Origin of the sequence: Candidatus Nitrohelix vancouverensis, assembly GCA_015698305.1 — a bacterium.
Classification (GTDB): Bacteria; Nitrospinota; Nitrospinia; order Nitrospinales; family VA-1; genus Nitrohelix; species Nitrohelix vancouverensis.
The window spans coordinates 1,345,748-1,358,448 of sequence record CP048620.1 but is presented as its reverse complement, the minus strand read 5'-3'; the positions used below and the strand labels follow the sequence as shown (position 1 = coordinate 1,358,448).

The window sequence follows — 12,701 nt, the reverse complement described above, 5'->3', positions numbered from 1 at the left end:
CGCGCACGCGCGCCTGATGTTATCCCTCGCTCGACACGATGCGAACGCTTTTCATTTCAATCCGCTCATTTGGATTGTCGCGACTGTCGCGAGGCGAGTTCACTATTTTATCCGCAACGTCCATGCCCTTGGTCACGCGACCGAAAGCCGTGTACTGGCCGTCGAGAAAATTGGAATCCTTCACCACGATAAAAAATTGCGAACCTGCGCTGTCCGGATCCTGCGAGCGCGCCATTGAAAGAATGCCGCGCTCATGCGGAATGTCGTTGAATTCCGCTTTGATCGAATAACCCGGCCCGCCAGTCCCGTGCCGGGAACGGTCGTCGCTCTTGGAATTCGGGTCGCCGCCCTGGATCATGAATCCCGGAATGACGCGATGGAACGCGGTCCCATCATAAAAACCGTCGCGCGCCAGTTTCGTAAAATTTTCAACATGACCCGGCGCTTCGTCTGAAAAAAATTCCAGTTCGATGGAGCCGAGTGTGGTTTCAATGATTGCTGTATCGTTAGACATATGCGACTCCCAGATCGACCCTTCGGTCGCTCTTGTTGTAAGTTAAAAGTTAAAGATGAAGCGTTTTGATTTATTTTTCTACGACTCGTACCTTTTTCATAATGACCGGCGTCAGGGGATTATCGTTCGCATCCCGCTGGGTCGCGACAATAGCGTCCGCCACGTCCATGCCCTGGGTGACTTTTCCAAAGACCGTGTACTTGCCGTCGAGAAAATGCGCGTCCTTGACGACGATAAAAAACTGCGATCCGCCGCTGTCCGGGCTGGCGGAACGCGCCATCGAAAGAATACCCCGGTCGTGCGGCGTGGAATTGAACTCTGCCTTGATTGAATAACCCGGGCCGCCCATGCCGTCGTTGCGTCGATCGGCGTCTTTCGTATTCGGGTCGCCGCCCTGGATCATGAATCCGGGAATAACGCGGTGGAACGTGGTTCCATCATAAAAACCTTTTGCCGCCAGATCCTTGAAATTCTTCACATGCCCCGGCGCCTTGTCCGGGAAAAATTCCAGTTCAATCGTTCCCATCGTCGTTTCGATCACGGCCGTCTCCGCCGCAAACGCTGAATTTGCCGACGCCGCCACAAAGAGAAAAAAAGAAATCCCTACATATAACAATCGTTTCATCGTTCCTCCAGAGCCTTTCTCGTTCACAGACCCGCTTGATTGGTAAAATAAATTTTGAAACCGGGTTCAAAACTTCTGATTCCGGAAACCTGTCAGCTTTAGAATAAAACAGTCCCGGATGAATCGCATCACTTTATAATACAATAAAGCGTAGCTTTTCATTTGGATTGGATTTTAGGAGATGGCGTATCGAATGTCAAACCGGGAACACAGCTCATGACTTTGCGTAGCGGACTGGTCTTCTTCAGCTATTTGCTATCCGGATTGGGACTGTTTTGTCTGATCCTGAGTCAGGTGGTATCCCTCAACGCCGGAGTCGCCCTGCTCACCCTGCTCACCCTGATGTACTGGCTGGAGATTAAAAACGCCATCCCCATCGCGCCGCCGACCCTGCACCTGATCTCGAAATGGAACCTGCTCGCCCTGCCGGTTTTATATTTCAGTTTTGATCTGCCTTTGCTCGATCTGGTCGTCTGGTTCATCGCCTATCTCATGTTCACCCGCTTCCTGCTCAAATCGGAGTTGAACGACTATCTGTTCGGCTACCTCCTCGCCATCGTCTGTCTGCTCGTCGGCGCCCTGTACGCCCAGGACCTGAGCTTCGGCGTCGCTTTTCTGGCTTTCTATCTGACGCTGAGCTGGTGCCTTATCTTTTACAATTTGACCGTCGAGAAATCCGGGAGCAGAAGTCCGCCGCATATTTTTAAATACGCCGGCGAACGTGAAATCATACGCGCCGCCCTGTTCAAAAGTTCCGCCCTTTTCTCCGTGATGAGTCTGGCTCTCACCGCGCTGATATTTGTCAGCTTCCCGCGCTTTGGGCTGGGCTTCATGTCGCTCAACGTCAAGGCCGCGCCGATCAGCGGGTTTTCAGACAAAGTGTCCCTCGGCGACGTCGGCAAGATCAAGCTCAACGAGTCGGTCGTCATGCGCGTCGAGTATTTCAAGGGCGACGCGCGCTACCGACCGCAACAACCCGTCTACTGGCGCGGCATCGTGCTCGATCATTACGACGGTCGCAACTGGATATCCACCCTGCCCGACGAATGGGAGATCGGCAGACCGCGCGAAAGCGACGTCAGCCTGTTCCGCGTCGAACCGCAAAAGGAACTGGTCCGTCAGGAAATTTACCGCGAATCCTTCGATACGGATATCGTCTTCACGCAGGGCATCCCCAAAAGCATCAACGGAAATTTCAGACGACTGCGCATGGACTCCAACTTCGTTCTCAAAACCGAAGCCCACGGCGGGCCGCGTCGTTTCACCCTGCATTCCGAGATCGGCTACCCCGGCATCGCTTATCAATTGCAGGCGCCCAACGCCGACGCCATCAAACGTTTCTCCAGTTATTTTCAATTGCCGCCGGTCAGCCCCGCGTTCAAACGACTGTCCCATGAATTGACCGACACACTCCAGAACCCGTCTGCAAAAGCCAAGGCCATCCTCGCGCATCTGGGAGACGGATTCGGCTACACCCTGAACATGAACGAACCGGCGTCCGGCGTCTCGCCCATTGATGAATTTCTCTTCAAATGGAAGCAGGGCCATTGCGAATATTTCGCTTCCGCCATGACGCTTCTATTGAGGCAGGCCGGAGTCGCCGCCCGACTCGTCAACGGCTTCGCCGTCGGCGAGTGGAACGACATGGGAGGCTATCTGATCCTGCAAGAAAAACACGCTCATTCCTGGGTCGAGGCATTTATCCCCGGAGAAGGCTGGGTTCTCTACGATCCCACGCCGCCCGATCCCGCTCTCGCCAACCAGACCGGCGCCGAGTTTTCATTTCGCGCGCTGGATTTGATGCGCCTGTACTGGCAACGCTATGTCGTCAAATATTCCTTCCGCGACCAGATTCGGATTCTCAACTTTTTTCAGACCAGCGGGCAAAGCCTGTCCAGCCAGTTCAAACAACTAGGGACCGAAGAATTTTTATCCAAAGCCGCCACAGCGATGCGGAGCTACGGAATCGCCCTGATCCTCCTGCTGGTTGCCCTTGTGTGGGCCTGCAAACGCATGCTTCGCTCGACGCATTTGAAAAGCCCCGAATTCGCCACGCAGATTTATCTGGATTTACTTGAAAAATTGCGCCAGCAAAACATCCAGAAGCGGCCCGGCGAAACGGCGAGAGAATTGAGATTGCGTTTGAGCGCCATGCCGCAAGAAACTTTCGACATCATTCAACAGATCACGCTTTTCTATGAACGCGCCCGCTTCAGCCCCTTCACTCCCAACCCCCGAGAAAAAAGGGAAATGATCGAACTGCTGAAAAAAATATAAAAAAGTCTTAACAATCGCAAGGATTGATGCAATACTAAGCGCAACACTAAATGCAACAGTCATTGCAACACTCACTTTCAGACCGAATCGCATCAAATGGCCCAACAAGACCGTTACATCAATAATATTTTTGAAGTTCTGAACGAAGCCGTTTTTGTCTACGATCAGGACATGACCATACGTTATTTCAACAAACGCGCAGAAGAGATCACCCAGTTCAAGCGCGACGACGTGCTCGGCAAGAAATGCATCACGCTGTTTCGCGACAGCATCTGCCAGAACAATTGCGCCCTTTGCATGACCGCCAAGACGGGAGACACCGCAGAGACCATCCAGTTCTCCTCGCCCTTCACGCGCAAGGACGGCGTCACCAGAGACGGCGAGTTCCATGTCGGACTGATCAACAAAGGCCCGAAGAACCAGCGCGAAGTGCTGGTGGCCATGACCGACGCCACCGAAGTCAATCAATTGCGCGAAGATCTCAAGGAATCGCATTCCTTCCGAAGCATCATCGGCAAAAGCCCGATGATGGTCGAATTGTTCAAGGCCATTAAAAATATCGCCGCCTACGATTCCACCGTTCTGCTGCAGGGGGAAAGCGGGACCGGCAAAGAACTGGTCGCCAACGCCATCCATTTTGAAAGCCCGCGAGCGGCGAACCGCATCATCAAAGTCAACTGCTCCGCCTTCTCTGAAAACCTGCTGGAGAGCGAATTGTTCGGGCATGTCAAAGGCGCTTTCACCGGCGCCCTGCGCGACCGCGTGGGACGCTTCGAGGAAGGCGACGGCGGCACCATATTTCTCGATGAGATCGGCGACATGAGTCCGCAGGTGCAGGTCAGCCTGCTTCGCGTCTTGCAGGAACGGGAGGTCGAGCGCGTCGGCGACAACCGCACGCGCAAGGTGGACATTCGCATCATCGCCGCGACCAACAAGGATTTGATGGAAGAAGTGCGCAACGGACGTTTTCGGGAAGACCTGTTCTACCGACTCAACGTCATCCCGATCCAGCTACCGCCTTTGCGAACGCGCAAGGAAGACATCCCCTACCTCGTTCAGCATTTTATCAGCCACTGGAAAGGCTCCAGCCAGAAGAGCGTCAAAGGCGTCACCAGCGCCGCCCTGCGACGGCTCATGGAACACGACTGGCCGGGCAACGTGCGCGAACTGGAAAACGCCGTCGAACGCGCCTGCGTGGTCAGCGAGGCCAAACGCCTCGGACCGGAGGATTTTCACCTGCCCGCCGCCGCCGAGAAATATCCGCGGCAAGCCACAGCGCGCCCCAAACTGACCGGCGAACTGATCCGCCAGACCCTGGAAAAACACCGCAACAATCAGACCCGCGCCGCGCAGGAACTGGGATTGCACCGCGTCACCCTCTGGCGAAAAATGAAAAGCATGGACCTCTGCTGACGTCGCGCATCGCGCAAAAAAAAAACGCGGGAGCCAAAGGCCCCCGCGCTTCAATACCAGACAACGGCGTTTACTTACCGGCTCGGAATACTTCCGGATTTTCTTCGCCTTCCACTTCCAGAACTCCAATCGCTCCTTTAGCGACGCGGAAAATGCTGTGATCCACCAGCGTGTAATCGCCCGGCGCATCCACCACAAACTCGACGATCGTCGCCCCTGCGGAAGGAATGAGCGTAGTCTGAACGCCGTGATTCTTCAATCCGCCCAACGCGCCTTCGACATAAACCGTGTCGAAAATCTCGCCGATGATGTGGAAGGAAGAAATCCCGTTCGGACCAATGTTTCCGAAATACAATCGAACCTTTTCGCCAACCTTGGCGGTCAGGACATTGTCGCCCATCAAACCGCCCACTCGTCCGTTGAACACCACGAAATCAGGATGCTCGGCCAGACCCTTGTTGATATCGAAGCCTTGCACGCCTTCCGCGCCGTTCGTGTAGAACTCGCTCTCAAACACATAATATTCTTTATCCGCAGGAGGCAGACCGCCCTCCGGCTCGATCAGCACCAGACCGTACATGCCGTTGGAGATATGATCGACGATCTGACCCGCCGCGCAATGATAGATGAACAGACCCGCCGCCTTGGCCTTGAACGTGAACACGCTCTCTCCGCCCGGCTTCACGGTATTCACCGCCGCGCCGCCGCCCGGACCGTTGACCGCATGAATGTCGATATTATGATCCTGACTGTTGTCTTTATGATTATGCAGGTGAAACTCAATCGTGTCACCCACTCGAGCGCGTAACATGGGGCCGGGAACCGTGCCGCCAAAAGTCCAGAAGCTGTATTTGACCTTGTCCGACAAATCGCCCACAACTTCCTTCGCTTCCAGATGCGCGATCACCGTCGTCGGAGCCGATCGCGTGATCGGCGCCGGAACATTCGGAGCATGAGTCAATTTCGCCACGTCGCCAGCATGCGTCAAAGCCGGAGCTGAAAAAGCAACCGCAAACGCGCCTAAGGTCAAAGTCACTTTATTAAACAAACCTCTCATTACTTACCTCCAGATAAAAATAGATGATTCAAAAAAAACGATGCCTGCCCTCACATAAAGCAAAAGCCATACCAATTCGCTCCAATGCCATAAAACCCGCCAGCTTAAAGGCTCAAACGCAGAACATCAGAATAACTCCGAATCAAATAAACGTTGCAAGCTGGAGCAATGTAACAGTTTCAGACAACAGGGCAACACCCGACCCCCTTTCCTCCAGACCCAAAATCCGCTCAACGCCTAAAAATGAAACCAATGGTTGACAGGCGCCCCCGCTTCGTAAATAATAAGCTAATCATTTATTTTTTAAGAAGTTAACAAGACCCCTCTTGGCGCGTCTTTCTGAGTCTGTTAATGGATCATTACTGGGTTCAATTCAAAACTCCCTTTCTTTGCTTTGCCGGTTTTTCAGGAGTGGGAAAAACCACCCTGCTTGAAAAACTGATTCAGCGTTTCCACGCGGATCAAACGCGGGTCGGCTATTACAAGCACGACGCCCATCGCTTCAGCATGGACAAGGAAGGCAAAGACACCCATCGTTGCTTTCACGCAGGCGCCGGGATCATCGCCATCAACGATCCGCGCCACTTCGCCGTCGTCGCGCACGACGAATTCAAACAGCAAACGGTCACGCACGCGCTGGAGCAATGCGACTGCATCCTGATCGAAGGCTATAAAAAATCGCCCTACGATAAAATCGTTTTTGTCGACGCCGACGGCAAGATGCCGATCCCCAGCGACAGCCCGAACATCAAGGCGTTGATCCACCAGGGAACCGCTCCCGAAAAAGACGCGGCGAACCGACCGCATTTTCACCGCGACGACATCGACGGCATCTACCAGTTTGTGCGCGATCATTTCAGAGCGCGCTCCGCGCCGCTTTATGGCGCCGTCTTCATCGGCGGACAGAGCAAGCGCATGGGACGGCCCAAATTTTCTCTCACTTATAATGGAAAATCAGAAGCGGAGCGCATGGCGGACATCTTGTCGCGTCATTGCGAAAAAGTTTATTTCTCATCGCGCGCCTCGCAGGAAACCGAAACGCTCTCGCACCTCAATCACATCGAGCGTATCGACGACGAGCATATCGACCTCGGCCCCGTCGGCGGCCTGGCGACCCTGATGGGACGTCACCCCGGCAAAGCCTGGATGGTGGTGGCCTGCGACATGCCTTTCCTGACCGAAGACAATTTCGTCAGCATCGTCAACGCGCGCGACCCCCTGCGCTACGGCACCTGCTTCGTGCAGAAAGGCAACCTGAGTTACGAACCGATGTGCGCCATCTACGAACCCAAATTCATTTCTCCTTTATATGGAGCCATGTCGCGGCGCGAGTTGTCGCTCAAACGCATCATTCACCAGTTTCCGTTTAAAGAAGTCAAAATCGCGCCGGAGTCCCGGCCTCAGTTCATGAACGCCAATACTCCCGAAGAGTATGAATTCGCCCGCGTCCGGCGGGAACAGGAGAACCCCAAAGAATGAGCACGATCAAAGTAGAAGAGGCGCTTGAAATCATCCTTTCAAGAATCGAATTCAAAGGCCTGGAAAAAATATCCATCACCGAAGCGCTGGGCAGAACGCTGATGGAAGATATCGTTGCGCGACGCGACAACCCGCCGATGGACAATTCGGCGATGGACGGATACGCTCTCATCGCCGCCGATATCGAGTCGGCGACGCCGGAGGCCCCGGTCCCCTTGACTGTCGTTGGAGAAGTCGCCGCCGGCTACACCGCGCAGGGCGACGCCATAAAATCGGGGCAGGCCATGCGCATCATGACCGGCGCGCCCATTCCCGCCGGGGCCGACGCCGTAATCATGCAGGAAGACACCGATCGCAACGGAGATCAATTGCTGGTGAAGGATCGCGCCGATCTTCATGAAAATATTCGCGACGCAGGAGAAGACGTCAAGGCCGGAGAGGTGGTGATCCCCAAAGGCGCGCGCATCCAACCCGCGCACATCGGCATGATGGCGACGGTCGGACGCTCGCAAATCTATGTCGGCAGAAAACCCACCGTCGCCATTCTATCCACCGGAGACGAAATTCTCGACCTCGACGATCAGCCCGAAGGCCCCTGCATCTACAACAGCAACGGCTACATGCTGTCCGCGCAGATTCGATCCGCAGGCGGCGTACCGCATTACCTCGGCATTGCCCGCGATACCGAAGCCGATCTGATGGAAAAATTCCAAACCGCTCTGCAATGCGACCTCGTCGTTTCATCCGGCGGCGTGTCGGTGGGCGACTACGACCTCGTGAAAGCCAGTCTCAAAAAAATGGGGCAGGAAATGTTGTTCTGGAAAGTCGCCATGAAGCCCGGCAAACCGCTGGCCTTCGGACGCATTGGAGAAACCCCGGTCTTCGGCCTGCCCGGCAACCCGGTCTCTTCATTTGTTTCTTTCGAACAATTCGTGCGCCCCTCGATCAAGAAAATGGCAGGCAACCCCAATCTGAAGGCAACCGTCGTGCAAGCGCGCCTCAGCCAGGCCGTCAGCAAAAAAGCCGGACGCCAGCATTTTCTCAGTTCGATCACCACTTGGGAAAAAGACGGCTACACCGTGACGCCTGCGGGCGAGCAGGGATCGGGGATTCTGAAGTCCGCCTCGCAAGCCAACAGCCTGATGATCTTCCCATTGGAATCGACCCGCATCGAAGCAGGAGAAACCGTGTCCGTTCAACTGCTGGAACAATCCTGAACGACGCCGTATGAATCCGACCCCATTTATCAGAACGATGATGACGCCCTCCGCGATCATGAAAATTTTAACGCGTTGCTTCATTCTCATCTCGATCTTGTTGCCCGCGCTGAGCCATGCCCAGGACCGGGCGGCGGTGGACAAACTGGCGACGCAGATCGAAGCCCTGTTCCCGGAACGCGAAGGCTACGTCGTCTCCGTCGAAGGCGACCAACTCATCCTCGATCTCAAACTCGGGCAGGACATCAAACCCGGCGATCGATTGAAGTTGATACGCTACGGCGACGACATCATCCACCCCGTCACCAAAAAGAAAATTGGACGCAAGGAAACCGATCTCGGAGAAGTGGTTCTGCTCGACGTGCGCGCCGACTTCAGCACGGCCCACACGCTGGACCCGGCGACGAAGGCGCTGGCGGGCGACGGCGTCCGACTGCCCTTCCAGCAAATCAAACTGCTGATCGCCCCGCCGAGCAACCGAAGTTCGAAAAAAATCGACAGTCAACAATTGCAAGTCAACCTGCAACAAAGCCTTGCGCAACGTCCGCGCTTTGAGACCTCCACCTTCGAGCTGGGTCTCTGGATGCTGGAAAACAATCTCGATCTGCCCCGTCTGCTGGAAGCCGGGAATCTGGAAAAGCTGAGAGCTTCAGTGGATGTCGACTTCATCCTCGTCCCCGAGGTGAATCAGGTTAAAGAACAAACCGTGCTCAACTACCAGTTGCATTCCGCCAGAGACGGAAGCGTGAAAAAACAGGCCCGCATCCTTGCGCGCGAACTGCCCGAGCAAGGCGATAGACCACGCGTTCAGGCCCCGCCTGTCGCCGCCCAGCGCCAAATCGCGCCCAAAGAAATGCTGGAATACGAAACGCGCCAATCCTTCAATCTTGAAATCCTCGACTTGGATGTCGGCGACGTGAATGGAGACGGAAAAAAAGATCTCGTTGTCATCACCGACAAGCGCGTGATCATTCTCGACCCGTCAGGAGACAAGTTTAAAAAGCTGGCGATGTTCAACGCCCCGGACGCATCGCTGAATTTCATCAGCGTGGACGTGGGTGATTTCAACAAGAACGGACGCGACGAAATCTTTGTCAGCGCCGAAGCCGACAACAAACTCGCTTCCTTCATTCTCGAAGTGGACGGCAACCGCTTCCGCGCGCTGGCGCAGGATGAGAAGCGCTATTATCGCGTCCTCCGCCCCCTCGACGCTCCCACGCAACTGGTATCGCAGACTTCAGGGTTTCACGACCCCTTCAACGGACCCGTAGAAATTTTAGAATTCAACGGGAGCGGCTATGCTCCCGCAGGAGCGTTGCGCCTACCTGAAAAGTACGGATTCGAATTCATTCTCTATGGATTGACGCAAGGGCACCTGACCAACAAAAAGGAAAAGGACACATTATTTCTTGACAATGATTTCCACCTGAGGGTATATTCCTCCGACGGAAGATTAATTGTAAAATCAGACGAATACTATGGTCATGATCCACGGCAGATCAGCGTTGGCGTCAGAGAAGATGTTTCTGGCATAGTCCGCGAAGGCGAGCCGGTTCAATACCGTAGCAGGCTGGAGTTGATCCGGCATAAAGGGTCTCGGTATCTGCTGTTACCGAAGAATCACCGTTTGGGAGGCGCGTTGCTGTCCCGCATGGTGATTATCAATAACAGCAGTCTGGTACTGTTACAGGCCACCAGAGAAGGTTTCGAAAAAGTTTACGAAACCAAAAAGCAAAAAGGGTACCTGGCTGGCTATCAAGTGATTGATAACGGCGAGTCAGGGAAGCATTTGGTAGTGGCCACTGTAACAGGAACCGCTCCCGGAGAAACAAAACGCAGTACGTTATTTAAGTACCGCTGGAATGATTGAAAAGCTCAATCCTACCGGCAGGGCAAAAATATGCCATTGCATGCAAAAAAAATATTGCTTTTGCTTGCATCTAACGGTATAATTTTCAACCAAATTGAGTTTATTTTTGCCCAAACAAATCAAGGCATTAAATATAAACAGCAGTAACTTTGCAGACACATCTTCTTGGAGGAGACAAGCATGAAAAAATCTTTTTTAATGGTTGGGGCTATGATGTTGGCCGGAACCTTTGTTGGCGCTGAAATCGCGGCGGCGGCAGGGGTTGAGTTTAGCGGTCAACTGCGTCCTCGATATGAGTATCAAGATCGAGACTTCAATGATGCAACCAAAGCTGACTCGAGCATCAACACTCGAATTCGCTTGAATGCAAAAGCAAACATTGACGACAAAACCAGCGCATTCATCCAGCTCCAAAGCGTCGGTCGATTTGGCGACACGGCGGCGGCGGCAACTGCTGGCGCACAGGACAACGCTAACGGCGGCTCTCGTAATGCCAACGTTGCTAACGACACCCTCTCGGATGTTGGTGTGCATCAGGCTTATTTCACGCTGAAAAATTTCTACGACATGCCGGTTGACGTACAAGTCGGTCGTCAGGAAGTTGTTCTCGACGGTCATCGACTGCTCGGCAACACGGGTTGGACCGCAGGCGCGCAATCGCATGACGCAGTTCGCCTGACCCACACCCATGGCGACCACACCCTGGCTTATATCTACAGCCAAGTTCAGGATGATGGTACGGAAGCAAACAACGACGCCAACGATCAAGCGGCTCACATTTTGTGGGGTAACTTCCGCGGCATCGGCGGCGGCGCTCTTTCCCTGTACTATGTAATCACCGAAGGTTCTGCAACCGCAGTTCAAAACGATGGCGGCTACATGCAAACGATCGGCGCGCGTCAAGCTGGCAACATCGCAGGCTTTGACTACCGCGGTGAGTTCTACTATCAGTTCGGCGACGGCACCAACGCTGGTAACCGCACCCTGATGGGCGGAGATGCTGAGCGTCAGGCTTATATGTTCGGTCTGCGAGTTGGCCGAGACCTCGGTCCGGTAAAAGTAACCTTGTGGTATGACTACCTCTCTGGTACGGATGCAACCGACGTTGCTGAAGACACCGTTGCTTCTTTCGACACGCTGTTTGACACCGGCCATAAGTTCTACGGTTTCATGGATCGCTTCTTGAACATTGGTACCACGTCTCGAAACGGCGCAACTTCTGTTCAAGCGGACGCTGTTAAAGGCTTGGGTCTGCAAGACTTCGCAATTAAAGCGGCGGCTAGCCCGATGAAAGACCTCACTGTTAACGCTGACCTCCATATGTTCTGGACGGCAGAAGATGCATATGCAACCCGCGGAACTGCTGTAGCGGCTAACAACGGCGAATCCCACATCGGTGAAGAGCTTGATATCACGGTAGCTCATCAGTACAGCTCCAGCACTCGATTCACCCTCGGTTACTCCCACTTCTGGGCAGATGACCTCGGCGGCGAGCTCCTCGGCGGCGGTACGGCTGCGAACTTCAAAGATCGTGACGAAGCCAGCTGGGCTTACGTAATGATGGATGTAAAGTTCTAATTGCCTTAAGTTTTACGAAAACCCGGCGGGCAACCGCCGGGTTTTTTTTTGCCTTCCCCTCCCGCAAATCCCCTTCAAAAATTTGTTTGCCTCTCTCAAACTAAGTATAATAAAAAAATAACTCAGGCAATGTTGCCGCATAATTGTCGTCCAGCTTACCTCTTTGGAGGCTTCCCCGATGAATATTACAATTAGAAGCTTGGGATTTTTGATCTCTCTCATGGTCCTTTTTAATGGATCCGCCTGGGCCGCTCCAGAAGCCCAACTGAAACTCTGGAAAAAAAGCGAACACTACTACGGCTCTTGCGGGCATTGCTCTGAATTCATCACGTTCAGCCCCGCATTCGACACGCCTGATTTCACCGAATTCTCACATTACTTTCTAGATGGCTATTACACAGCAGACTTGACCGGCCCTGAGGGCGCTACGGTCACCCTTTATGGAGACCGGAATTTCGCCAAGGACAGAGGCCTCCTTGTGATCGTAAAGAAAGACGATCGATTGGTTTCAATTCAGGACCTCGAATCTTTCACTGCTAATACCTGGAGCGAGCGCCCGGCAACTGAAAAATCCGGGGCCTTTCGCGCCTATTACCAACCCTTTCCACAATTTGCCCGTAATGTAGCTTCCCTTGCATGGGAACAAAGCGCCAACTGACTGCGGGCTTTCC

The 12,701-nt window shown here is 53.9% G+C and carries 10 protein-coding genes; 7 read left to right on the top strand and 3 right to left on the bottom strand.

The window, feature by feature from the left end:
• Window positions 1-19: 19 nt before the first annotated feature.
• Together G3M78_06400 and G3M78_06395 are read right to left on the bottom strand one after the other, a co-directional pair.
• On the bottom strand, window positions 20-514 hold the full coding sequence (locus G3M78_06400; GenBank protein QPJ65039.1) for a peptidylprolyl isomerase: 495 nt from the start codon (window positions 512-514) through the stop codon (window positions 20-22).
• 70 nt (window positions 515-584) lie between these two features.
• On the bottom strand, window positions 585-1,139 hold the full coding sequence (locus tag G3M78_06395; GenBank protein ID QPJ65038.1) for a peptidylprolyl isomerase: 555 nt from the start codon (window positions 1,137-1,139) through the stop codon (window positions 585-587).
• Window positions 1,140-1,355: 216 nt separating this feature from the next.
• Here G3M78_06395 and G3M78_06390 point away from each other — a divergent pair, with 216 nt between their 5' ends.
• Both G3M78_06390 and G3M78_06385 read left to right on the top strand, forming a co-directional pair.
• Entirely contained in the window at window positions 1,356-3,416 is a 2,061-nt protein-coding gene (locus tag G3M78_06390) for a DUF3488 domain-containing transglutaminase family protein (GenBank protein ID QPJ65037.1), read from the top strand.
• 96 nt (window positions 3,417-3,512) lie between these two features.
• Window positions 3,513-4,829 (top strand): PAS domain S-box protein, encoded by a 1,317-nt coding sequence (locus G3M78_06385; protein QPJ65036.1) that lies wholly within the window; start codon window positions 3,513-3,515, stop codon window positions 4,827-4,829.
• 70 nt (window positions 4,830-4,899) lie between these two features.
• Here the strand turns inward: G3M78_06385 and nirK are convergent, their stop codons facing one another.
• Window positions 4,900-5,886, bottom strand: a complete 987-nt coding sequence (nirK, locus tag G3M78_06380; GenBank protein QPJ65035.1) for a nitrite reductase, copper-containing — start codon at window positions 5,884-5,886, stop codon at window positions 4,900-4,902.
• A 351-nt stretch (window positions 5,887-6,237) separates the two neighbouring features.
• On the opposite strand from nirK, the gene mobB reads away from it, so the two are divergent.
• From mobB to G3M78_06355, 5 genes are all read left to right on the top strand, one after another.
• Entirely contained in the window at window positions 6,238-7,365 is a 1,128-nt protein-coding gene (gene mobB / locus G3M78_06375; GenBank protein QPJ65034.1) for a molybdopterin-guanine dinucleotide biosynthesis protein B, read from the top strand.
• Window positions 7,362-8,582 (top strand): molybdopterin molybdotransferase MoeA, encoded by a 1,221-nt coding sequence (locus tag G3M78_06370; GenBank protein ID QPJ65033.1) that lies wholly within the window; start codon window positions 7,362-7,364, stop codon window positions 8,580-8,582. Before mobB ends, G3M78_06370 begins: the two co-directional genes overlap by 4 nt.
• A 58-nt stretch (window positions 8,583-8,640) precedes the next feature.
• Window positions 8,641-10,452 carry a VCBS repeat-containing protein gene (locus tag G3M78_06365; GenBank protein ID QPJ65032.1) on the top strand — a complete coding sequence of 604 codons (1,812 nt, stop codon included), beginning with the start codon at window positions 8,641-8,643 and terminating at the stop codon, window positions 10,450-10,452.
• A gap of 180 nt (window positions 10,453-10,632) precedes the next feature.
• Window positions 10,633-12,030: an alginate export family protein gene (locus G3M78_06360; GenBank protein QPJ65031.1), complete on the top strand. Its 1,398-nt coding sequence runs from the start codon at window positions 10,633-10,635 to the stop codon at window positions 12,028-12,030.
• A 178-nt stretch (window positions 12,031-12,208) separates the two neighbouring features.
• Window positions 12,209-12,688, top strand: coding sequence for a hypothetical protein (locus G3M78_06355; protein QPJ65030.1), 480 nt, complete (start codon window positions 12,209-12,211; stop codon window positions 12,686-12,688).
• Window positions 12,689-12,701: the final 13 nt, after the last annotated feature.